At 43.7% G+C, this 24,851-nt stretch carries 19 protein-coding genes; 10 read left to right on the top strand and 9 right to left on the bottom strand.

Going from position 1 to position 24,851, the window contains the following annotated elements; translation table 11 throughout:
• The first annotated feature begins 6 nt into the window (after positions 1-6).
• The gene (locus Q4561_RS15635; protein ID WP_303461852.1) at positions 7-1,728 is read left to right on the top strand and encodes a solute:sodium symporter family transporter; all 1,722 of its coding nucleotides are present in this window, start codon (positions 7-9) and stop codon (positions 1,726-1,728) included.
• A gap of 31 nt (positions 1,729-1,759) precedes the next feature.
• Here the strand turns inward: Q4561_RS15635 and Q4561_RS15630 are convergent, their stop codons facing one another.
• Positions 1,760-2,722, bottom strand: coding sequence for a cation diffusion facilitator family transporter (locus Q4561_RS15630; RefSeq protein WP_303461851.1), 963 nt, complete (start codon positions 2,720-2,722; stop codon positions 1,760-1,762).
• Positions 2,723-3,153: 431 nt separating this feature from the next.
• Between Q4561_RS15630 and Q4561_RS15625 the strand changes: the two genes are divergently transcribed.
• Positions 3,154-5,826 carry a glycoside hydrolase family 16 protein gene (locus Q4561_RS15625; RefSeq protein ID WP_303461849.1) on the top strand — a complete coding sequence of 891 codons (2,673 nt, stop codon included), beginning with the start codon at positions 3,154-3,156 and terminating at the stop codon, positions 5,824-5,826.
• A 66-nt stretch (positions 5,827-5,892) separates the two neighbouring features.
• Positions 5,893-8,874 (top strand): TonB-dependent receptor, encoded by a 2,982-nt coding sequence (locus tag Q4561_RS15620; protein ID WP_303461847.1) that lies wholly within the window; start codon positions 5,893-5,895, stop codon positions 8,872-8,874.
• A 184-nt stretch (positions 8,875-9,058) separates the two neighbouring features.
• Here the strand turns inward: Q4561_RS15620 and Q4561_RS15615 are convergent, their stop codons facing one another.
• The gene (locus Q4561_RS15615) at positions 9,059-10,399 is read right to left on the bottom strand and encodes a dienelactone hydrolase (protein WP_303461845.1); all 1,341 of its coding nucleotides are present in this window, start codon (positions 10,397-10,399) and stop codon (positions 9,059-9,061) included.
• Between the two features lie 526 nt (positions 10,400-10,925).
• Between Q4561_RS15615 and Q4561_RS15610 the strand changes: the two genes are divergently transcribed.
• From Q4561_RS15610 to Q4561_RS15600, 3 genes are all read left to right on the top strand, one after another.
• Positions 10,926-13,307: a TonB-dependent receptor gene (locus tag Q4561_RS15610; protein ID WP_303461843.1), complete on the top strand. Its 2,382-nt coding sequence runs from the start codon at positions 10,926-10,928 to the stop codon at positions 13,305-13,307.
• Between the two features lie 180 nt (positions 13,308-13,487).
• Positions 13,488-13,916, top strand: coding sequence for a hypothetical protein (locus Q4561_RS15605; RefSeq protein ID WP_303461841.1), 429 nt, complete (start codon positions 13,488-13,490; stop codon positions 13,914-13,916).
• Between the two features lie 78 nt (positions 13,917-13,994).
• Positions 13,995-16,088, top strand: a complete 2,094-nt coding sequence (locus Q4561_RS15600; protein ID WP_303461839.1) for a TonB-dependent receptor — start codon at positions 13,995-13,997, stop codon at positions 16,086-16,088.
• 95 nt (positions 16,089-16,183) lie between these two features.
• On the opposite strand, the gene Q4561_RS15595 is transcribed toward Q4561_RS15600, so the two are convergent.
• The gene (locus Q4561_RS15595; protein WP_303461837.1) at positions 16,184-16,954 is read right to left on the bottom strand and encodes a sulfite exporter TauE/SafE family protein; all 771 of its coding nucleotides are present in this window, start codon (positions 16,952-16,954) and stop codon (positions 16,184-16,186) included.
• 69 nt (positions 16,955-17,023) lie between these two features.
• Here Q4561_RS15595 and Q4561_RS15590 point away from each other — a divergent pair, with 69 nt between their 5' ends.
• Positions 17,024-17,167, top strand: coding sequence for a hypothetical protein (locus tag Q4561_RS15590; protein WP_303461836.1), 144 nt, complete (start codon positions 17,024-17,026; stop codon positions 17,165-17,167).
• Between the two features lie 212 nt (positions 17,168-17,379).
• Here the strand turns inward: Q4561_RS15590 and yeiP are convergent, their stop codons facing one another.
• Positions 17,380-17,946 (bottom strand): elongation factor P-like protein YeiP, encoded by a 567-nt coding sequence (gene yeiP / locus Q4561_RS15585; protein ID WP_303461834.1) that lies wholly within the window; start codon positions 17,944-17,946, stop codon positions 17,380-17,382.
• Positions 17,947-18,312: 366 nt separating this feature from the next.
• Between yeiP and Q4561_RS15580 the strand changes: the two genes are divergently transcribed.
• Positions 18,313-20,148, top strand: coding sequence for a DUF885 family protein (locus tag Q4561_RS15580; RefSeq protein WP_303461832.1), 1,836 nt, complete (start codon positions 18,313-18,315; stop codon positions 20,146-20,148).
• A 47-nt stretch (positions 20,149-20,195) separates the two neighbouring features.
• Here Q4561_RS15580 and Q4561_RS15575 read toward each other — a convergent pair whose 3' ends face one another.
• The 5 genes from Q4561_RS15575 to Q4561_RS15555 all read right to left on the bottom strand — a co-directional run bounded on the left by Q4561_RS15575 (position 20,196) and on the right by Q4561_RS15555 (position 23,284).
• A complete protein-coding gene (locus Q4561_RS15575; protein ID WP_303461830.1) occupies positions 20,196-20,600 on the bottom strand; it encodes an MmcQ/YjbR family DNA-binding protein in 405 nt (134 codons plus the stop codon).
• A 63-nt stretch (positions 20,601-20,663) separates the two neighbouring features.
• Positions 20,664-21,167: an AAA family ATPase gene (locus Q4561_RS15570; RefSeq protein WP_303461828.1), complete on the bottom strand. Its 504-nt coding sequence runs from the start codon at positions 21,165-21,167 to the stop codon at positions 20,664-20,666.
• A gap of 37 nt (positions 21,168-21,204) precedes the next feature.
• Positions 21,205-21,798, bottom strand: a complete 594-nt coding sequence (locus Q4561_RS15565; RefSeq protein ID WP_303461826.1) for a GNAT family N-acetyltransferase — start codon at positions 21,796-21,798, stop codon at positions 21,205-21,207.
• A 48-nt stretch (positions 21,799-21,846) separates the two neighbouring features.
• Positions 21,847-22,047, bottom strand: a complete 201-nt coding sequence (locus tag Q4561_RS15560; protein WP_303461824.1) for a DUF4177 domain-containing protein — start codon at positions 22,045-22,047, stop codon at positions 21,847-21,849.
• A gap of 97 nt (positions 22,048-22,144) precedes the next feature.
• The gene (locus Q4561_RS15555; protein ID WP_303461822.1) at positions 22,145-23,284 is read right to left on the bottom strand and encodes a VCBS repeat-containing protein; all 1,140 of its coding nucleotides are present in this window, start codon (positions 23,282-23,284) and stop codon (positions 22,145-22,147) included.
• 128 nt (positions 23,285-23,412) lie between these two features.
• Between Q4561_RS15555 and Q4561_RS15550 the strand changes: the two genes are divergently transcribed.
• Both Q4561_RS15550 and Q4561_RS15545 read left to right on the top strand, forming a co-directional pair.
• A complete protein-coding gene (locus Q4561_RS15550; protein WP_303461820.1) occupies positions 23,413-23,928 on the top strand; it encodes a hypothetical protein in 516 nt (171 codons plus the stop codon).
• Complete coding sequence (locus tag Q4561_RS15545) at positions 23,915-24,643, top strand: GGDEF domain-containing protein (RefSeq protein WP_303461818.1); 729 nt, start codon at positions 23,915-23,917, stop codon at positions 24,641-24,643. Before Q4561_RS15550 ends, Q4561_RS15545 begins: the two co-directional genes overlap by 14 nt.
• Positions 24,644-24,851: the final 208 nt, after the last annotated feature.

Genomic DNA, 24,851 nt, shown 5'->3' with positions numbered 1-24,851 from the left:
ATTAGCATGAATGTGACGCTTACCTTACTGACCTGTATGGCCTTTATGGCCGTGGTCGCCATTATTTCGTACATGAAAACGAAAGGCGAAGTAAATACACAAGACGGCTACTTCTTAGCAGGTCGGGGGTTAACCGGCACCTTCATTGCAGGCTCTATGATCCTGACTAACCTCTCGGCAGAGCAACTCATTGGGCTTAATGGCTCTGCCTTTGGGTACAATTTAAGTGCTATGGCATGGGAAGTTACCGCGGGTATTTCTACCATTATCATGGCGCTGATATTTTTGCCCCGCTATTTAGCGGGCGCTTTTTCTACCTTACCCGAGTTTTTACGTGACCGTTTTGATGACAACGTAAGAAGAATGACGGTAGTGCTATTTATGGTGGGTTACACCTTAATTACTATTCCTTCGGTGCTCTACTCAGGCTCTATTGCGGTACTTCGGTTATTCGATGTTCCCGGGTTATTGAACTTAAGTTATGAAGCCAGCCTTATTGTTACCATTGTAATGGTAGGCAGTATCGGTGCCTTGTACGCCATATTTGGCGGTTTAAAAGCGGTAGCAGTGTCAGACACCATTAACGGTGTAGGGCTTCTTATTGTTGGGTTATTGGTACCTATCTTAGGCTTAATTGCACTTGGTGATGGCAGCTTTGCGGCCGGCTTGACCACTATCGCTACCACCGAAACTGAAAAGCTTAATGCCATAGGGGGCGCTGATGATCCCGTGCCCTTCGGTACTATTTTTACCGGTATGATATTGGCCAACCTGTTTTATTGGGGTACCAACCAATACGTTATTCAACGTACGTTAGGTGCTAAGAACTTAATTGAAGGTCAAAAGGGCGTGTTGTTTTCGGGGTACTTTAAAGTACTCGTGCCCTTTATGATGATGTTACCTGGGGTAATTGCTTATCACCTGTATCAAAATGAAAACCTGCAAACTATCGACTTAGCTTATCCACACTTAGTAAAAGAGGTGCTACCGCAATACTTATCAGGCTTCTTCTTAGCCGTGTTGTTAGGTGCGGTATTTAGCTCGTTCAACTCGTTATTAAATAGTGCGGCCACGCTATTTTGTTTAGATGTGTATAAACCTTTTAAGAAAGATAAGGTGAGTGATTCTCAGCTAATTCGCGTAGCCAAAATTACCAGTTTAGTTATTGCGGTGGTGTCGTTCATTACTGCGCCGTTATTAATGCTGGCACCGGAAGGATTGTGGCAGATTATTCGTATCTTTACCGGGTTTTATAACATTCCTGTTATTACCATTGTATTGGTGGGTTTATTTACTAAAAACGTGCCTGCCCTTGCGGCAAAGGTCGCGATTATCTTTCACGTAATAGCGTATGCCTTGCTGAAATTTGTGTGGCAAGTAGAGATTAACTTTATCCATATCTACGCCATATTGTTTGCCATTGAACTTGGCATTATGCTGGCCATTGGTTACTTCTACCCTATGGCAAAGCCATGGCGCTTTGTACCTAAAGCAGAGGTAGATATGACACCGTGGTGTTATGCTATTCCTTGCGCGATTGTACTGGTTGGTTTAATTGTGACTTTGTACCTTATGTTCTCACCGGTAGGTTTTGTGGGCGGCATTAGTAACGCGTTTATTCCTTCCTTGGTTGGCCTGTGGAGCACGTGTTTTATCGCCATCGGTATAAGTCTAAAATGGTGGCGTACCAGATACGAATTAGGATTAAAGCGCTTAGCACATCAATAATACGAACAGGCGGCCTTGGCCGCCTTTTTTATTAAAGATGAACATGTTCATGGTGATGCGGGTGAACATGTAAGTTGTCACTGTCATCTCGACAGGGCTCACCAGGTAATTCAAATTCGATAGTAGTGTGGGCCAAGTTAAACGGCGCTAGCCTGTCTGATACATCTTGCTTTAACGCCCTCAGTTTTGCGTTATCAATACTGCAATCTATGACTACATGCGCTGTTAGCACGTTCAGCTCCCCATCAAGGGACCAAAAATGTACATGGTGTAATTCTTCTACATGCTCCATGGCTAACAGGCTATCAGTGATGTCTTTCTTCTGAATATCATCAGGCGAACCCTGTAAAAACAACTTCATGGTTTGCACTACGTATCGCAACACGTTGAACAAGATAAATAGCGTAAACAGAATAGAGAGGATTGGGTCAAGAATAGGCCATTCTACAAAATGTAAAACAATAGCCACAATGAGCACTGCCACCCAGCCCATAGTATCTTCAATAAGGTGCCAGTTGAGCACTTTTTCATTCATTGAATGGCCGCCACTTAACTTATAAGCCGCAAACCCATTAACGAAAATGCCCATTATTGCCAAGCCAATCATACCCTCTGTCATAGGCATTTCAGGGTTAGCCAATCGAGGAATAGCTTCAGATAAAACCCACGCTGAGCCTACAACAAGAATTAGCCCATTAATCATAGCGCCCAGCAAACTTAGCCGCTTAAAGCCATACGAGTATTTGTCGGTTGCCGATTTATGACCCAGTTTACTTAAGTACCATGCAAGACCTATCGATAAGGTATCACCTAGGTCGTGTACTGCATCAGCCATAATGGCAACACTGTTTGTTAACCACCCGCCAATAAATTCAATAATGGTGAAGCAGAAGTTTAACCAGAACGCCCAGCCTATACGGCTACTGTCGGTTTCTGCATGGCTATGCCCGTGCCCATGATCTTGAGAATGCCCATGAGAATGATGATGATGCATGCTGGTTCTCTATGAAATTAATCAATATTCAGCATACCTCTATACCTAAATAAAAAGCCATGAGTATTCTTAAGTGGCCTTAATTTATCTGAATTCTAGCTCAAGGTGCCATTTACAATTTACTCTTAATACTAAAGTATAAAGTTAATTTTTTGTATATTTACATTTATAGAAACCAAGACGATAAATATAAATCTTAATTAAATCATGTACTTTAAAATAACCTCACTTTTAAACCCTACCCGCAAAGGTAAATTAAATGTTAAAAATGGTGAAATGCATTATTGATCTTTCTGTTAACGTGCATTAATATTATGTAAGCGCTTTCAAAAAGCAATTACAACCCCAAATGAAAGCGCTTACAAAAATAACATAACGTGGCTGATGCGGCGTTTTAGATAACCATTTACTTGGTACTAGGGCTGAAGATAATGACTATAAAAGTAACTCAACTTTCTCGGATTGCAGCCGCGTTAGCGGTCACAACATTGGTTGGCTGTGGCGGCGGCGCAACCACTTCAACAAATATAGATGCGGTTGACACTAGTGTTCCCACTACAGGCTGGGAACTAGTATGGAGCGACGAGTTTGAAGACGCTTCTATTGATGATAATAACTGGACACACGAAGTTAACTGCGATGGCGGTGGTAACAATGAGGCCCAGTGCTATACCGATAGCGACGAAAACGCCTTCGTGAGTGATGGTGCATTAAGCATTGTTGCATTACCTGCTGAAGAGGGTTCACAAAAACCTTATACCTCAGCCCGCTTAATTACTCGTTACAAAGCAGACTTTAAATATGGCCGCATTGAAATGCGCGCTAAGATGCCTTCGGGTCAAGGCAGTTGGCCAGCATTTTGGATGATGCCTACCGACGAAGTGTATGGTGGCTGGCCCCGTTCAGGTGAAATCGATATTTTTGAAGCGGTTAACCTTAAAGCTGCCGATGCAGATGGCAATCCTGAAGCGCATATCTACGGCACCTTGCATTACGGTCAGGAATGGCCAAACAACGATAGCTCAGGACAAGCCTATTCACTGCCTGATGGCGCAAACCCAGCAGATGACTTTCATACCTACGCGATAGAATGGCAAGAAGGTGAAATTCGTTGGTATATGGACGATTACTTGTATGCCACTCAGCGTCGTTCTGAAGTGCGTTACAACAGTAATGGCGAAGCTACGGGCTTGTCACATCGTGGTTGGTATACCGAGTACTTCGAGCAAGGTACTGGCGAGCTAGTCACTCATTGGGACAACGCACCATACGATCAAGAGTTCTACCTAATCTTAAACCTTGCGGTAGGTGGAGAGTGGCCTGAAGCGGTAAACGAAACGGGCATTGATGCCAGTGCATTTGAAAATGGCCAAAGTTTTGATATCGACTATGTTCGGGTTTACGAATGCGCATCAAACCCAGATACAGGCGCAGGATGTGAAACCGTTCGTCCGGGCTACGACTCACTAGACGATGCATTGGTAGAAGGTGCGGCCCCTATTCCTTCGCCGCCTTCAACAGGCATTGCAGAAGATCTCACTATTTTTGACGGCACCACCAACCCTAATTGGCCAGCATGGGACTGCTGCGGTGGTTCAACACCAGTGTTAGTAGAAGATAGCGCTGAAGGTCAGGTATATGAATTCAGCTTTGGTGCAGAACCTACGGTGATGGGTTTTATTAGCCGCGAGCTATTTATTACTGACCCAGTAGGTCAAGCATCCCCCTTCGACGCCTCACCTATGGAAGAAAACGGTAGCGTAAAATTCGATTTGAAGATGATGTCAGCACCTAACGATACTGCCGCGAATTGGTCGTTTAAGATAGAAAGTAGCGAAGGTACTACCGCAGCTACATTACCACTAGCCGATGGCTATGTAGGTCCTAATGAAACGGCTGGCGATACACCTGAGCAAGGCGTATGGGAGTCATATGAGTTTCCTTTAAGTGCACTAGCTGATGCAGGTCTAGATACCAGTGCTATTGACGTAATTATGGTATTCCCCGACTGGGGTGCAGGCGATGGCGCCGTTTATCGTTTAGCAAATGTTGAAATTTCGCAAGAGTCTGCCTACCCAGAATTGGTGATATTCGAAGATGAAATGAACCCTGACTGGCCAATGTGGGATTGCTGCGGCGGTTCAACTCCTACAGAAGAAATCGACAATGAAGAACATGGTTTAACTGCCGAGTTTCGTATTGGCGCAGAACCTACTGTGATGGGCTTTAACACTCGTTCAGCGTCAGGTGGTGGCGATACGCCGTTTGATGCTTCAGCGTTGGCCGATGGCGGATTATTACAATTTGATATGCGCGTAGTTAGCATGCCAAATAACGCCAGTGCAGAATGGTTTTTTAAGATTGAGTCTAGTGACGGTGCCACTGCGGTTGAGTTACCTATCTCTGATAGCGTTGAAGGACAAGTGCCCGCTGCCGGTGAATGGCAAACTTATACCTTCCCTATTGCTGACTTACAAGCTGCTGGCCTAGACCTAAGCGCCATTGATGTCATTATGGTATTCCCAGCGTGGGGCGCAGGTGAAGGGGCAGTTTATCGCTTAGATAACGTGAAATTTTATCACCCAGATGGTGATACATCTGCTGCAACCGAACTAACTATATTCGCTGATACAGCGGCTGATCAATGGTCAATTTGGGACTGCTGTGGCGGTTCTACGCCTACAGAAGAAGTGGATGATGCCGACCACGGCACAGTAGCTGAATTCCGCATTGGCGCAACACCTACTGTGATGGGCTTTCTTGCCGACGACGATGTGTACTTTGATGCCTATTCATTACTTTCAACAGGCGTAGTGCGTTTTGAAATGAAAGTAAGCTCGGCGCCTAACGATGCTTCAGCCCCTTGGTTATTTAAAATTGAGTCTGGCGATACATCAAGTGCCGTGGAGCTTCCAATTTCAGATAGCCTCGAAGGTGATGATCCAGTCACTGGCGAATGGCAAACCTATACCTTCCCACTTCAAACATTGTATGACGCAGGCTTAGACATAAGCGCTATCGATGTTGTGATGATATTCCCAGCATGGGGACAAGGTGAAGGTGCCGTATACCGTGTAGATAATGCTGAAATTGCAGCGCAATAACAAAGCTTCTGCCGCATGCACACTCAAGCGGCAGCAATAAATTGATAAAGACTTAGTAGGTCAATTATGAAAAATACAACGTTTAAAAAGACCCAGCTCGCCACATCAATGGCTTTATTGTTGGGTTCAACTTTGGCATTTTCCACTTATGCGCAAGAAGTAGAAAGACCAGAAACTCAAACATCAGAAACGGCTGCCTCAGACAACAGCGTACCGAGTGAAGTTGAAGTTATTCAAGTTAGCGGTATTCGCGGTAGTATGATTCGTTCAATGGATTTAAAGCGCAGCTCAAGCGGTGTTGTAGATGCTATATCGGCAGAAGAACTAGGGAAGTTTCCTGATACCAACTTAGCAGAATCGTTACAGCGTATTACCGGTGTGACTATCAGTCGTTCTAACGGTGAAGGTAGCCAAATTACAGTGCGTGGTTTTGGCCCAGAATTTAACTTGGTGACACTTAACGGTCGTCAAATGCCAGGTACAGGTTTTACCCGTTCATTTAACCTAGAGAATTTGTCTTCTGAAGGGGTTAGTACTCTTGAGTTACACAAAACAGCCCGTGCGGAAAACCCAAGTGGTGGATTAGGTGCGACAGTAAATATCATTACCATGAAGCCTCTTTCTCGCCCTGGTCAACAAGCTTCGTTTTCTGCAAAAGGCATTTACGATACCTCTAATGTTGAAGGCGATGATGTAACACCAGAAATTGCTGGTGTTTACAGCAACACTTTCGTTGACGATATGTTTGGTTTTGGGGTGTCTTTTTCTCATCAAGAGCGCGATTTCCAACAACAAGCCGCCAGCGTACAAGGTTGGGTTTTGCAAGAAAACGCAGACCTTCCAGATTTGGATGCTGCTAACGTTGTAGATAATCGTACCAATATCACTGATGCTGCATTCTTTGCAAAAGACATGAATTACAGCATTAATGATGTGCAGCGCGAACGCTCAAATGGTCAAGTTACCTTTCAATTCCGCCCTGTCGATAATTTCACTGCTACCGTTGATTACACCGCCACCCGCGCTACTACTGGCACAAATACAGTTGGGTGGGGTATATGGAATAACTTTGGCGCCAACATAAACGCCTACGAACTAGATGAGAACGGCACTGCGGTTTATGCTGATATTAGCGGCGACGATGCATCATTTACCGCAAGCAGAAATACCACACGGGTAGATGCTCGCTCTCTGGGTATAAATTTAGACTGGGAATTAAATGACGACTGGTTTTTCACCCTTGATTACCACGACTCGTACAATGAAACAGATAATGGCTATGATGAAGGGCTAGGTAGCTCAGGCCAAGTTATTTTGGGGTCTGATCAGCTTATTTCTAAGGTATATGATTACCGTGAGGGCGAAATTCCACAGGTTTACGTTAACTGGAATAACGGCACCAACGAAATTAACCCAGGTGAAATTGATTCTAACTTCAGCCAATTTATTTATTCTCCAGGTCGCTCTGACATTGAGCAGCTTCAATTAGATGGAACATGGTTCAACTCAACCTTTGATATTCCATTGGTAAAAATTGATTTCGGTATTGCACGTACCGAGCAAACCCTAACAGGGTTTACGGCATGGAGTGGCTTACGTGGCGGACCGGGTTTTAACCCTTCTTTCACTGAAATTTTTCCAGACGACATGTTCGTCAGAAACGACACCAGTGGCTTCTTAGATGCATTCTCTGGCGGCGGCGCGGACATGAACCCCGGGTACTATTACACCTTTGACTTTGATGAAGCTATTGCTCGTCAACTCGCTTACCTTACCGCTGACGTGGTAGGTGAAAGCAATGCTTACTCGATTGACCCTTATTTTAGTGGCGATCCGTCAGTGAGTAATGTTGAAGAAACCACCGACGCTATTTATGTACAAACTGAGTGGGAATTCGAACTTAGCGATTACTATGTTCAGGTAAACGCTGGCCTACGTTATGAAGAGACGGAAGTACCCAGTGCCGCCGAAGTTCGCGTACCAACACAGATCAATTGGGTAGCGGCATCAGAGTGGATAACCCAGTTTGAAGCTGACTTGCAGCTTCAAGACTTCACCGGTGAGTACGACGTACTGTTACCAATGTTAGATATAAAAGTAGACGTGACCGACGACGTAGTTGCCCGTTTCTCTTGGGGTAAGTCTATTACTCGTGCGCCTATTGGTTTACTACAAGGTGGCCGCTCGTTCAGTGGAAGCCCTAAAATTGGTGCTCGTACTGTTTCCGAAGGCAACACAAGTTTGTTGCCATATGAATCAACTAACTTAGACCTTTCTTTTGAATGGTACTACGACGAAGCGAGTTACGCGTCTGTCGGTTTATTCAGGAAGTCAGTTAAAAACTATATTGATTATTCAGCATCTGAAGAAACCTTCGACGGCTTGAATGATATTTACCAAGGCCCACGTTGGAACGAAGCGGTATCTGCTTTGGAAGCTGCTGGCGTACAAGCGACTGATAGCGCCATCTATGGATATTTTGTAGACAACGGCTATGCCGATGCTGATGGCGTAGTAACCCCTAACGCTGATGATCCTTTAATTACATGGCGTGTGACTAAGCCTCGTAATCTAAGCGATACGCGCACAGTTGAAGGTATTGAGCTGGCAGTTCAACATACCTTCGGTGACACTGGCTTTGGTGTAGGTGCAAACGCCACCTTGGTCGATGGCGATGTAAAATATGACCCTTACGATTTAAGCTCTGAGCAAAACCCGCTTGTGGGTATTAGTGACTCAGCTAACTTCCAAGTATTTTACGAAAAAGAAGGCTTATCTGTGAAGGTGACTTATGCATGGCGTTCTGACTACGTTGTGGGAATTGGCCAAGCGCAAGGGTCTGCAGATAACCCAGCAACCCAGTTCGATACTTATGGGCAAGTTGATGCTAGCGTGAACTACGATGTGAATGAAAACCTCACCGTTTTCCTTGAAGGTGTGAACATTAACGATGAAACTGAACAAGGTTACGGACGTTTTGAAGAGCAGTTCTTATTTGCTCGCCAATATGGTCCTCGCTACACCTTCGGTGCGCGCTACACCTTCTAATGTTGTAGGCCTAAAACAGTAATTAAGTGCTGTCGTTAGAAGCTTTACTTGAAAGCTAAAGCACTTACTAGAAAAAATAAAAGCGGCGTAGAGGTTAACTCTAGGCCGCTTTTTTGTAACTGCTTTTTTATGACTGCTTTTTACGCTAGCAACTTCAAAGCCGCCGTATAAAACGTCGAAAGCCCTATTGCCCTGCTGGCAACTGTTCCAACCTCAACCCTTTCGCTGTGCGATGTGGGAAGCCTTCCCAATACGTATGTTCTGCTTTTGGCTTTCCATCTTCACCCATGGCCCACACGCCGTCATTCGATACTGGTACTAGGTCTAAATAAGCTTGCATGCCACTATCATTTTTAAGGTATTTACCTAACCATGCGGTAACAAAGTGCTGTGCAATGTTATTCATACGGGCGTTGTCCCACACCGCATCTATGTAGTGTTCACTCACATTGAAACCTAATGCTTCATCAAATACGAAAGACGCTTCGGGGGCTGGCATGACTGCACCTGCATTGTGGTTTGCGTTATCGAAGGTTAACAAAGTGCGGTCGACATTTTTTGCTCCTTCCCAAATAGCGCGCACGCCGTTTTTATACCCGGATACATCATCTTGTGAACCTGCCACCAGCATCATAGGAATAGCCACGCTGTCTAAGTTAAACATGCGATAGTTCATGCCCCAAGGTGCAAAGCCAATAATAGTTTTGACACGAGGGTCGACCTTGTCTCTAATACCGGTTTGATGGCGAGCTAACGTACCAAATGGCGCACCCAGCTTGCTATTTACCGCTTGCTCAGTAATGCCAGCGCCTGCGTTTATTACTGCGCCGTAGCCACCCATAGAATAGCCAATAATACCGGTGTTGCTCGCATCAGCTAATTGGTACAAAAATGAATCTTCGTCATTCGCCATACTTTCAATTTGCGATAGCACGAATAGCTGATCGACAGAGCGATTTACTAACGTAGATGCAAAAGCCGCTTGTGTACGATAGGTAGAGTCGGTGTGGTCAATCGATACCACTACATAGCCTTTAGATGCGATATTTTCCGCTAAATGCGCCAGTAAAAAGCGGTTACCAGGGTATCCATGAGATACCAAGACTAACGGAAAGGATTTTTTCGTGTCTAAAGGCACAGCATCTCTTACTGCTTTACCATGCAATTCAACCTGCTGCTTGCCATCGCGAATAAATGCGTTTAACACTGTATTGCCCGTACTACCCTGCTCTGCCGGATACCAAACCTCTAGGGTTAGTGGGCGGTCATAAGTAGGAAGTGGGTCTGGCCTAGCCTTAGTGGCGTCAAGAGCAAGAATATCAATCTGCTTAGGGTTAACCACCTCAAGCTTGCGAACCCCAATAGCATACTCGCCATAGGCCGAAAGTGCTGGTGCATCAGAGCGTTGAGTATCAATTCTATTCTCTGCATAACTGCCTGTAGCACTACCCATGCACAACATAATACATAGGCCTTTAAACAAAATACTTTTACTCATGCCCATACTTAACATCCTTCCATCCATTTTTGGTATTCCTAGTTTAATTACGAATTATGCTCATACAACTATGACACTTTCTAGATAGCTCAGAAACCATCTTAACCGAAATCGGTTTTAAGTGAAGTCGCGTCTACTTACGCCCTACTTTATTTAGCTATTTACACTCAATATGAAGGTCTAATGTAAGACATACCATCACTCTTATTGTTATAAACTTGTATAAATAAAATATATACCGACTATTCACAGTGAATAAATTAAGTAAATAAAACACCTAAAAAACTTATAAAACAAATATATAGCTACAACCCAATACCTACCCATCATTTTTAACAAAAATAAAACTACACTTAACAAAAAGATTGCAATTTATTTACTTTTTGGTTAAATTTTGACTATCTTCTGTCTTATATAAGACAAATGAGCAAGACAATAAGATAAATAAGCATTACGCGTTAACTACATCGAAAGCAAAGTTGAAGACAAGACCGTCGGACACACGGCAGATATAACAGGCCTAAACCCATAAAAAGAATTCGTGGAGAACACCATGTTACTAAAACCTAGCACATTACATTCAAGTATTACTCGGGCGTTAGCCATCGGTACTTGTATGACCATCGGCTTTGCAGCCAGCGCACAAGAAGCAGAGCCTACTGAAGGTAAAGGATTAGTAGAAAAAATTACCGTTACCTCGCAAAAACGAGTAGAAAGCTTAAATGAAGTTCCGGTTGCCGTTTCAGTATTACGTGAAGATCAAATTAACTCAGCGTTCGCGTCAAACATTGAAGGCCTGCAAGCGCTAGTGCCTTCCGTTAGTTTCCGAAAGGGTAATACCACAAGAAACTCAGCGATTACCATTCGTGGTATTGGAACAATTTCATTTAGTGTTGCAGCCGAGCCAAGTGTATCGACGGTAGTAGATGGTGTGGTACTAGGTCGTTCAGGCCAAGCGTTTGTTGATTTGTACGATCTTGAGCGCATTGAAGTATTACGTGGACCGCAAGGCACCTTGTTTGGTAAAAACGCATCTGCCGGTGTGGTTAACATTACCACTAAACGCCCTTCTGATGAATTTGAAGGCACCGCGGAAGTGTCTTTGTTTCAAGACAATGAATACCGTTTAAAAACCAGTGTATCTGGTGCGTTAAACGATAATGTAAGTGGTAGCTTAACCGTACTTAAATCTCAGTTCGACGGCTATATTAAAAACGTTTACAACAATGAAATGACCAACGGCTACGATAAAGAAGGTATGCGTGCCATGCTCGATATCGAAGCAGGTAACGACACTGATGTGCTTTTCATTTTTGAAAACATGCAGTCGAACGACAACTGTTGCGCCGATTTAGAACTATCACCAAGTGGCCGTCATCCTGATTCTGCAGCATTACCTGATAGTACAGGTACTGGCGACTTAGACTTAGATCAGCGCCTTATCGATCACGACTTTGAAACGCGCACCATAGATGAAACCACGGGTTTCTCTGTTCAAGTTGATACCATGTTTGGTGACCATCAATTTACCTCAATTACCGCTTACCGTGATTGGGACAATACTGAATACCGTGAAGGTGACTTCACATCAACAGCCGGTACCCGTCCATTCCCCGTATTTGATGAACCATTCCAGTTACACGATGTTGGCGCACAAAATTGGAAGCAAACTTCACAAGAGTTCCGCATTGCTTCACCTTTAGGTAATGCATTGGATTATCAATTAGGTGCCTTCTGGTGGACACAAAAATCAGAACGTAACTTTACTCGTGACGCAAGTTGTCAAGATAATGCAGGGCAATTCTCTTCTGCTATTAGCTCATACTTAACTGACACGTTTGGAATTGAAGACCCGACTGACGATCAAATAAACCAGTACATTGCTGATGAAAGCCTAAGCTGTAACTCAAACGATATTGTTAGTGCTACCGCTTACATGGAAACGCAGTTTGATAACTGGGCACTATTTGCCGACGGTAAATACCACGTAAACGACGACTTACGCTTATTATTTGGTATTCGTTATACCGATGACGAAGTAAGCTACTCGCACATCCGTAGCAGTAACGACCAATACAGCCGCACCGGTGTTGGCGTACGTAGTGCCGAAACTGATTTCTCAGGTAGTACCAGCGAAACTAATGTTTCAGGAAAATTGGGTCTACAATACGATTTAACTGACAACAGCATGACCTACTTCACTTACTCTCAAGGTTATAAAGGCCCTGCGTTTAACGTGTTCTACAACATGTCAGAAACAGACACGCTTCCAATTGGTGAAGAGACCTCTGACGCATACGAACTAGGCTATAAGTATGCCGGTCGCGACTTCATCTTCAACGCGGCAATATTTAGAACTGATATCGATGGCTTCCAAGCGAATAACTCAGAATTGCTAGATGGCGTTACTATTACGCGCTTAACCAATGCTGGCTCAGTGACTACTCAAGGTGTTGAGTTTGATTTCATGTGGCAAGCTACAGATAACCTATCTATCACAGGTGGCTTATCAAAGGTTGACGCCGAAGTTGATGAGTTCCTATGCCCAGTAACCGATACCGAGTGTACAGGCAGTTCAGGTGCTGATTTGCCATTCTCTCCTGACTTAAAATACTCAGTTACCGGTGAGTACATTTGGGAATTGGAGAACATGAATATTATCTTAAACGGCTCGTACGTTTACACTGATGAAATTTTCGCAGGTGCACCTGGCTCATCGGCCGAAGAGGACATTGCAGCGTTACTTCCTGATTACGCGCTATTAAATGCAAGCTTGGCGTTCTCGTTCCAAGATGATGACTACCGCATCAGCCTTATTGGTAAGAACTTAACTGACGAAAGCTATGTAACTACCTACAGTGGCGATAACTTCCGTTATCAAATCCCGCGTGATGCAGACCGTTACTTCGGTGTGCAGCTACGCGCTAAGTTCTAAAAACAAGTTATACATGTGTGTTTAAGGCGCCGTTGAGGCGCCTTTTTTATTTTAAACTTTTTTCTATTGTACTATTTAGCGTATGATGAAAGTAGGATCAGCAATATGCGACTTACTGCAAGACAAGCGAACTGCTGAATGTATTGCTGCTAATAAAATAAAAAAGAATTAGAGACTGTTGTGTCATTAAAACCTTTTTTCGCATTGCTACTCTGCCTAACCTTGCTATTGCAAAACGCAATGGCCTTGGGGCTTGCGGCTGTATCAATGGAAAAGGCGCAGCAATTTACTACCGAGTTTAATGACAGCAGCAGCGATATAGAATTGATTTGTACCGGCAATACCATGCGCTGGATATCGTTAAGTGCGACTGAATATGCTGGTGAGTTTGTTTTTGTTAGTGTAGATATCAGCAAAATACCGGTAGAACATATTGACTGTACCAACAGCCTGCTTTCTGATTTACCCAACGCCGTCACGGCGCCTGACTTATCACTTCCTTTAATCACCTTTGTTCGCTTTAATAACCTTGCTACTGCAATTGCACAGCGCCCCTATACGGCATACGCCTACGCGACTGGGCTCTCCCGTGCTCCACCTCTTTCATAGTTTTCCCATCACACTTTATTTATAACGCGCTTTTATCAGCTTTATCGCTGACGTTGTTTAATTAAACATGGACTAATTATGAAAAAAACAGCCATTGCACTAGCAGTATGTACTGCTGGCTTTTCTCCTTTTTTGTATGCTCAAGACACCTCTTCAAACGAAGTTATTACCGTTATTGGCGAGCCGCTAACCCTTACCAATAATGCACCAGTTTCCGCCTCTACCAATACTGAAGCTGACTATGGCGATCAGCTTGCTACGCTACCCGGCGTGACTATTTCTCGAAATGGTCCGGTGACAGGGTTAATCCAATATCGCGGCCTTTATGGTGACAGAGTCGGCGTGACTATTGATGGCGTAGATATCGCGGGTGCAGGCCCTAACGCTATGGATTCGCCGCTTTCACATGTGTTACCCGAACCCGGTCTTCAGGCCGTACTTTATCGCGGAATAGTACCGGTAAGCGCTGGGGTTGAAACCTTAGGCGGTAAATTGGAAATTCGTGCCGATGCCAGTCACTTATTTTCAGAGGCTAACGGTCTGCAATTTAATGCCAGCGCCAGTATGTTTTCACCCGGCGATGCACAGCAGTACCAGGCCAATGCATTTTATGGCACAGACAATGGCTTTTTTAGCGGCGCATTTACCCACCAGCAGCGCGACGAGCGTGAGGCTGGTTCTAACGATGCAGGCTCAAGCATAACCATCCCTAATTCTCAGTATCAAAGAAACGGCGGAAAGCTTCGCGCGGGCTATAGTTGGGGCAAGCATAGCCTAGATGTCAGCTACCAAACGCTGAATACTAACGACAGTGGCACTGCAGCCCTTGCGATGGATATCGCCTTCATAGATGCAGCGTGGTATCGCTTGGGTTATCAATATCAAGCCGATGACGAGCGCATGTTGAAGGTAAGTGTGTTTGGGAATAGTAATCAGCACGCCATGGATAATTTTTCACAGCGCGCGGTTTCAATGGCTAGTATGGCCAGACAAAACGACGCCGACTCTCTCGGTCAAGGTGTAGAGGCAAGCTATGTTACCCCGGCCCTTGATGGTGAACTTGAAGTAGGATTTAGCCATTTACACAGCCGAAATAATTCTGTTATTACCAACCCGAATAACAGTGCTTTTTACATTAACAACTACACAGATATTACTCGTGATACCTTCAGTGGTTTTACCGAGTGGCACCGAGTAACCGATACGGCCGACTATTTGCTGGGCCTTCGCTACACTCAAGTAGATATGGATGCCGATGCAATAGGCTCTAACATGGTGATGATGAACGATGCCGTGGCCATGCTAGCGTCTAACTTTAACAATGCCAAACGTAGTGAAACCTACAATATGCTAGATGCAGCGGCCACCATTCAAATACCCGTTAGCGACACGGTGACAGTATTTACGGGTATATCGCAAAAGAACCGCGCGCCTAACTACTACGAACGCTACACCTGGTTACCGTTAGGCATTACAGGTGGTATGGCTGACGGTTTCAATTACATTGGCAATCTTGAACTCGATAACGAAACCGCTCGTCAGTTTGAGTTTGGTATTACTTACAGCAAAAACGATTGGACCGTTTCACCCAGGCTTTATTACCAAGACATAGAAGACTACATTGCTGGCACACCGAGCAGTAATACCGCCGCAATTATGTTCTCGACTATGATGGGGTCGGATACGCCATTTCAGTGGACAAACACAGATGCCATTATTAAAGGACTAGACGTGACGATTAGCGGCAAACTATTGAATAACTTGCTGCTAACCTCTACCGCCAGTGTTAACCATGGTAATCGAGACGACATAGACGACGCTCTATTTCGTATTGCCCCTGAGCAATTGACGACTCGTATAGAGTGGCAAAGTGAGCTAATGCAATCCCCGCTTATGCTGTCGGTTACCTCGCATTTAGTGGGCGCACAAAATCATACCTCTGCCTTACAAAGCGAAAGTAGTACAGCAGGTTACGGGCTTATACATTTAGGCGCACGCTGGCAGCTAAGCCAAAGCTTTAGCCTGTCGGCACAGCTTCAAAATGCGTTTGATAAATACTATACGGCTCATACTGCGGGGGTTAATCGCGTATCAGATGCTGATGTTGCGGTAGGAGACAAATTACCCGGAACAGGCAGGGAATGGCAGGTGTCAGCGAGCTATCGCTTTTAGGGTAACTCGTCACCGATGTACAACGAAGGCGTGAAGTTCACGCCTTTTTTACCTTCAGCTTCTCTTACTTAGCTAAATAAGAGAAGGCAGCTAACCTAAAACAAGCCAGCTGTTGCCTGAAAAATCAAGCGCAGAGCGAGCAAAGTAACAATGACCTTAAACAGTATTAAAAATTTCTCAGCTGGAATTTTATTCAGCACTTTTAAGCCAACGTAAGTCCCCATTGCACCACTTATAATCATGGCAACAATTAATCCTAGCCACTGAAAAAAGGAGAAACCTACGAAGGTGAAGACAAACGCTTTTAGGCCATGCTGAAAAGTAAGGCACGATGCCATCGTGGCGGTTATTTGCATTTTGTTGTAGTTATTTCGATGCACAAATGCAGCAACTAGCGGCCCGGTAGCGCCTACAAACATAGAAATTAGCGTAGTCATCATCCCTGCCAAACTTCGCCCCGTAGGCTGCATCTCTTGGGCTTTCGGTTTGCTGCCCCAAACTAAAAACAAAATAAAGCCCGCCACCGCAAACTGAATAACCACTAACGGTAGCTGCACTACAATAAAAGACGCCAATACAGCTCCGAGTAGCGCACCCAGTGAAAAGAATTTAACCATAGACCAATCGATATGCCGAAAGGTCATCAACGCTCGGTTACCATTTGAGCCAAGTTGAACCAACCCATGCACAGGAATAAGCGCAGATACAGGTAAACTCCCCGCCATTACTGCAATAAGCAACACACCACCACCTATACCAAAACTGGCCGTTATGAGTGAAGTGATAGTAGAAGTAGCAATAAGCATAACGGCGGTAGGTAATGAAATAGCGCCGTCAGCAGTTAGCCAAAAAATTAAAAATTCCACGTTCATTACTTCCGAGTTTATAAGTTCGCACTACTAGATGCCGATCACGGGCGAGTACTTGGTTTCGCAATGGTCATAATACTTTGCCCTTGTTTTACCGAAGGCCCTGATAACCCGTATAGCGAAAATCCACTTTCAGGTGCAGTAACGGTTTTAATGGTATTGCTATTATTATCCGATTACACACCGACCGGCACTGGCTCAAATGACTAATTTACTGAGGGGTAATTGCGTAAGTGAAAACACCTGATGGGATAAATATGTTTTCGTATTTTACACTCTGACAGTGCGTAGCTATGGCTTCGAAGGAACAACGCATCGTTTAATATGCGTTTGCTTTTTAAAAGCTAAAGCGAGAGGTTCATAATAGTACGACATAGTTGCGCCTTGATATTCTCAACAAGGCGCAACTAAAATTCGTGAATCTATGCGCGACTTTGGAATTTACGCTCTTCGGTGTTTACCTTTATCCACTCACCAGTACTGATGTACTCAGGTACTTGAACCACTAGGCCAGTCGATAGCGTAGCAGGCTTGGTGCGCGAGGTAGCGGAAGCACCTTTAATAGAAGGATCGGTTTCAGTCACTTCAAGCTCTACACTCATTGGTAAGTCTAGCGCTACTGGCACGTCGCTTACAATTAACACCTGAATAGACTCGGTCTTTTCATTAATAAACAAAGCTTCATCAGCAATGCTTTCTTTATTTAGGTGATACGGCGTGTAATCTTCGTTATCGAGGAATACATACTCGTCGCCATCAATGTAAGAAAACATCACCGGGCGACGAACCAAATCAGCCATATCTAACATGTCTGAATCTTTGAATGTTTCATCAAATTTAGCGCCGCTAACCACATCGTACATACGCATGCGATAAATACTACCACCCGCACGGCCCTGAGGTACTGACCGTTCGATATCTCTAACAATACATGTTTTACCACCATAAACGATGGTGTGATTCTTTTTAATTTCACTTGCCTTTGGCATGGTCTTACCCTGTTATTAATGGCCTTTAACGATTGGCAGGCCATGTTAAATTATCGCCCTATCTTCCGCTATTTTACGCGAATGCGGAAGTAGGTTGTTATTAAAAGCGGGGCAAAATGTCTGTAAAAGCGCGGTTTCCCAACTAATTTTCGGCCTCAGCCTCCCCCACGCCCTAACTAAGAGGTGTTTTCAGTCATTTATTCTATACTTGAGCGAGTGCCTTGAGTGTGAATGCAAAATGGAGTTTCCTCACCAGAGGAGTTTTGAGTAGAGCAGGTACTGTACGTGAGTAATGTTTGATGACATTACAAAACTAAATTGTGTTTCTACCGCACCGTTGTATCTATCTTAAAAAGGACTATCTCTATGCACCGCATCGTTATTTTTGTCGTTATTATTACTTTAATTAACTGTTCTATTTTTAAAGCTTCACCCGCAATAGCCAATGAAACTGATGAACTTCGTAATCAACAGTTAACTGAGTTAGCATCGCTTACTACCAATGAAGCCATGTTAAATAGTGGCGAACGCTTAGCGAAAAGTTCTGAACTCTACTTCGAGTACACCCTATTATTATGGCCAGAATTAGGCACTTATATGGGCTTTGAGAAGCACCAAGATAAATGGTCTGATTCGTCGATAGCGCGACATGAGAAATACACAGAAGAGACCAATAAATGGTTCAACCTATTTAAAAGCATCGACCCCACAAATTTAAGCAAAGAAGACCGCCTTAATCTCACCATACTTATATACACTCTAGAGACAGAAATCGCTCGTGAACAATTTGATGGTATGCTAATGCCTATCGATCAGTTATCTGGCATCTATCAAGATGCAGCTAGAGTTCTAGCAATGATGCCTGTGCGAAATGAGCACGACTTGAATAATATTATTGCCCGATTATCCGGTATAGAAATGGAGGTCACCCACACTATAGAATGGATGAAGCTGGGCTTAGAGGAAGGCATTACTCCGCCAAAGGTAACCTTAACTAACATCCCCGATATTATAAACAATCAACTAGCAGTTGATATTGAACAATCACCTTACCTTACCGCCTTTGCAAGTAAACCAGAAATGGTATCACAGCAAACTTTCAATTCACTGAAAGCGCAAGCACAGAAAATTGTCAAAAATAGCGTACATCCGTCACTCGAAATGCTTCACGACTTTGTGGTGAAAGAGTACATTCCGCGCTCCCGTGAAACTATTGGTTTATCGAATTTACCTAATGGTAAGGCATGGTATACAGTTAATGTTCAAGAGTTCACTACTACCAGCTTAACCCCAACGCAAATACATGAACTCGGCTTAAAAGAAGTAGCCCGTATTCGCAAAGAAATGGAACAATCAATTACATCGTCTGGCTTTGAGGGTAGTTTTGATGAATTTCTACATTTCTTACGTGACGATCCGCAATTTTATTTTACTGATGCTGAAGATTTACTCCGAGAGTATCGAAACATTGCGAAAAAAGCCGATGCTGAATTACCCAAGCTTTTTGGCCTTTTGCCAAGAACGCCATACGGCGTTATTCCCGTACCAGCTTATGCTGAAAAGTCTCAAACTACCGCTTATTATGAACCGGGATCATTAGACGCAGGCCGAGCAGGCAATTTTTTTGCCAATACCTACCAATTAGCATCGCGGCCAAAATATGAGATGGAAGCACTGACTTTGCATGAGGCTGTTCCAGGCCACCATTTACAAGTTGCACTGCAACAAGAAATGCAAGACACGCCATGGTTCCGCAAAATCCCTATGTATACCGGTTTTGTAGAGGGCTGGGGGTTATATGCCGAGAGCTTGGGTGAAGATATGGGGTTTTATCAAGATCCCTATTCAAAATTTGGTCAACTTACCTTTGAAATGTGGCGCGCTATGCGCTTGGTGGTCGATACCGGAATACACGTGTTTGGTTGGACTCGCCAGCAATCTATCGACTATTTCATGGCCAATTCAGGCAAGACAGAACATGATGTTACTGTTGAAGTAGACCGTTATATTGTGTGGCCAGGACAAGCCACTGCCTACAAAGTGGGAGAATTGAAAATTAAAGCACTACGCGCTAAAGCTGAAGCATCGTTTGGTGAAAATTTCGATATTCGTGAATTTCATGATGTGGTTTTAGGTAGTGGTGCTGTTCCACTCACAATTTTAGAAGATAACATCAATGAATGGATAGCAGCAGAAAATTAGTACAACTTATACAGACGAGAATAGACAAGTTTGTCCAGCACTACTTGTTACTGTATCTGATTCAACCCTAGTTCTTTCTGCTTTTTCTTAGTAAGGTCTAGGGACACTATTTTATAAGACTCGTTTAGATAATAGCTAAGCTCTTCGTCGAGATATTCTACACCTAGTTCAACGGGCTTTTTAATTTGAGCTTCAGCGACGCCAAATTGCTGGATCCATTTCATGCCTCGAGACGCAAAATAAGGCGCGGGGCGATACCCAGGTTTCTCACTCAAGAAATGGTAATTAAGATCTGAGGTTTTAAAGATATACGCGGGCTCATCAGTCTTACTCAAGCCACCTATGGCAAATACTTTCCCGCCCACCTTCCACACATGGGAATTGTTCCATTGCATCACATAGGTTGTGGCCTTTAGGCTGCCACAATAATGATTAAACTCATCGTAGGTCACTGCTGTACTCTTTATATTATGGGTCTTGTCTTTTTTTAACTCATATCTTTCATATCAACTTTTTCATACAGCATGCGTCGTGTTTGTCGTATACATCGTTTTTGTTCGGTTAAAACTATCATACAGAGCTTGATGACTCTGCTTGGAAAAGGTATCCGTTCTATTTTCATATTCCTTTATCCAGTCTATCAACATATCTAAATTCGCATCTTGCGCTTGCTTAGACTCATATTTATGAGGCTCCCAAGGGCGCGCCTTAGCGTTTTCGACACAAAGGGTTATGGGTAAATTTAAGAATATAAGTTCATCGGCATAAGGCAGTACTTCAGCGAGCAAATCGGAATAACATCCTTCAATAACCCAGCATGTATTGTCAGTTAAAAAACGTTCAATAAGCACCGTCGATTCGTTAATAGGCATGCGACTAGGTGGGCTTGTGGCCGAATTTGAGGGTGCCCAAGCCACCGAGTCTAAATCTAAATGCGCGATGTGGTGAACCTTTACCAAGTTCTTGGCCAAGGTCGATTTTCCTGAACCTGAATTACCGAACACGACTATTTTGGGCATGACTTACCTTCTGGCTAACGACGCTAACAACTTGGTGCTATTGCGGGTAACTCGCCAACTTATGCGTTAAGTTATTTTTTACCGCCGCCCATTCAGAGTCAATAATAGAAAATACCACTGTGTCTCTAAACGAACCATCTGGGAGCCGTTGATGCTGCCTAAGTACCCCGTCTTGCTTTGCTCCCAAACGAGCAATTGCATTTCGCGATCCAAGATTATGCCAGTGAGTTCTAAACTCGACAGCAATAACGTCGAGCACTTCAAAGGCGTATTTCAACAAGGCTAATTTACATTCCGTATTAACCGATGAGCGCTGGTAACTTTTTGCATACCAGGTATAGCCAATTTCTACTCGCTTGTTTTTACTATCTATATTACAAAAGCGGGTGCTGCCGATCACTTTTCCACTTAGCTTGTTAACCACTGCGAAGGGTTGGGACAAGCCATCTTTTTGTTGCTGCAATGCAACTGAAATATAGGCGTTAATAGACTCAGGCTGTGGTACCGAGGTAAACCAGAGATCCCATAATTTTCCGTCGCATGCTGCCTCTGACAAATCATCAGCGTGTTCTTGCTTCAAAGGCACCAGCAAAACTGAACCTGCTTCCAACTCACATTCGTTTAAAAACATAGTGTACCCAGCTTCCTTGTAAGTTTAGCTCAACTAGCTTCAACATTATTATTTCGGTCTTTTCGCTACGCCATGAAAATGCGTAGGGCCTCCAGGCATTGTTGGGTCCATTTGAAAATCTAAATCGATAATTTCCCAGCCCTGCTTACCTAGTGAATTCAGATACTTTTCAACATCTTCGACAGTAAGCCCTGTTAGAAAACCACTTCTCTTAGCATCTGACGAATTTATAATTTTATATTCCCACATAAATTTCCCTTTTATTAGCGCACGAATACTTGTTTAGACGTTGTTAAGTACTTTAAAGTTGCTAATTGCCTTGAAGTTACTCCGAATAATTCAACATCTACAACTCAATAACACTAACATACACAGCAGCCCGTTTACTGTCACCATCCCCAATGACAAAATCACTTTTACCATCTTGGTTTATATCCAAAATGGCGAGGCTCCAAGGGTTTTGAATTTGCGGGTGTTTGAAATTGATAGCGTCAAATGAAGATTTACTTCCCAATATTGCAAGCACTTCACCTGACCAACTACTAATTAACGCATCATCAATTCCATCGCCATTTATATCGCACGTGGCAATTTGCTTTGCACCTGTAGAAGCATTAATTTCTGATTTAGCGGCTTTAAGAAAATTACCGCGCCCATCGCCCAGCATAATGGTAATCACACTGCCATTTGTCGCTACGATAACATCATGATTTCCATCCCCATTCATATCAGCAAGCTCAATAACAAAGGGCGATTCCGATAGGACTAACTTGCTTAAAGAAAAGCGCATTTGCTTATCGCCAGTATTCAGCAATACGCCAATATCTCGCTGATTTGGAGTAACCATATCTTCAAAACCATCGTTATTGATGTCGCCAACAGCAAATCCTCGGTATGGGTCCCCACCGGCATCAATAACCGTACCGGGCGTTTTAAATCCTCCCTTGCTTAAGCCTTTTAGTACCAGAAGCCCATGGTGATTTCTGTTATCTACAATTAAATCTGGCGTTTCATCACCATCAAGGTCACTTAATTTCACAACGTGGGGATGAGGCTTTACGTTAATATTTAAAGGGGAATGCGAAGGCTCGACAAAGGTTCCATCACCCCTGCCAAAGAGCAAAGTAATGTACGAAGTTTCATGATTGGCAACAACCACATCAACGTGTCCGTCTGCGTTTATATTTGATATCGCTAACCCTGAAGGACTATCCCCTGCAGCAAAACTTCCGCCTCGGTTTAGGGTGCCCTTACCGTCTGAAAGGTAAGTGATAATATTATTATCAGACGCGTTCGCGATTATCACATCTTGGTAGTCATCAGCGTTAATATCCGACGCAATAATCGTTGGTTGCCCAGCCCCTGTTTCAATAATGGACGATGTGTATTTTATGCTGTCTATTTCAATAGTGTCTGCCAAGGCGTAAGCGCTAACTAAGCACTCAAACATCGAAAGGAAATAAATTGCTACGCTCATTTTAATCATGTTTGAATTCACCTAAATCAGAAGCCGTACCTTGATATCAAACCCTATACTTTTTAGGTTTGTATTCATTCTTAATTCAATTAGTATAGAAATTCAGCTTCACTTAGAATAGTAGACACCCAATTTTCATGGATAGAAAGTTTAAACTAGTAACACTTTGCGTTAGCAGCGCTATGCTAGGTTTACTATCTTTATTAACTTCAGCCTTCATTTTCAGTGCTGACACCAATGACCTCACTAGTATTACCCCTGATGAATTATTTGAAATCATCAGAACCATCGATATTTTTGCTCTGTTTGCCTTACCCGAGTTTTGGCATCTAAGCCTAGCTTTTTCGCGGTGGAGCGTAAGCTTCAGTCAGCTTCTAAGCGTTTACGTATTATCATCGGTTTTACTCTTTGGCACAGGCTTGTATCTCATTCATCACTTTATAAAGCCGTTAAGTGCAGAGCTAGTGTCTCTCTTGGCACTACTGATGGGCGTAACCCACTTGGTAATAGCAAAGTTACTACTGAATATGACTTCTCATGAAGAGTTAATTGGTCCATTCCTAGGTTCAGGTGTGTTCGGAATGCTTTATTTTTCCCTAATCGGGTTTGGCTCTAGCTTGTCAGCGATAAGGTTTACCGATGAAGCTAAGTAACTTACGGTTAGTCACTTGGCTACTCGGAATTATTCCAACATGGTCTTTTGCCGCACAAAGCGACCCCTTTGAAGCCATTGCAAGACCTTTAATGGAGCTTTCCGTAGTACTTATTGCGAACCTTATCTTTTTTGTATGTTTGTTAGGTTTTGTCATCATAAACGCCAATAAAGTAAACCGTCGACTGAAGGTTGCTGAACGGAATATAGACATAGATCCGCTCACACAAATACTCAATCGCCGCGGACTTAATAGCAGCCTAGATAAATATAAACAGACCCAAGGTTTTTACTTCGTAGTGGATATAGACGACTTCAAGAAAATTAACGACACGTACGGTCACAATATAGGCGATGAAGTTATTCTTCATGTGGCTTCTGTGCTTCAAGCACAAGTTCGCGAAGAAGATTTGGTTGCGCGCTATGGAGGAGAAGAGTTCATTGTTTACCTTCCCTCAACTAGTAGAGAAACCGCCACTCAGGCTGCAAATAGATTGGTAGACGCCACCCGAAACAAACAAATTAGCTCTTCAGACGGTAACAACATTCCTATCACTATTAGCTTAGGCGGTTTTGAAAAAAGTGAGTCTGAATTAGATTTCGACTCGATTTTTTCAAATGCAGATAAGCAACTCTATATGGCTAAAAGTAGTGGAAAAAATAAAGCCATGATCCAGTTCGCCATTAACGAATCAAACGCTCCACTTATCGCCTAACCTTAAATGATTAATGCGTCCGCCGCCGAATCGATACTGTGGCGGAGCACGCTGCTAAACAAAATTTCTGATGGTGGTTGAAGAGTCTGCTTCATGACCCTCTGCCGCAAGGATGCGGCAGCGAACCCCCCAGTACGAACTCGTTATAGATGGTGTGCTAGGGCAATAGGAACCCTCCACAGCATGGATGCTGTGGCGGTGCATGCTG

Source organism: Alteromonas sp. 1_MG-2023, from assembly GCF_030547075.1.
GTDB lineage: Bacteria > Pseudomonadota > Gammaproteobacteria > Enterobacterales > Alteromonadaceae > Alteromonas.
This window is presented reverse-complemented; position numbering and strand designations above follow the sequence as displayed.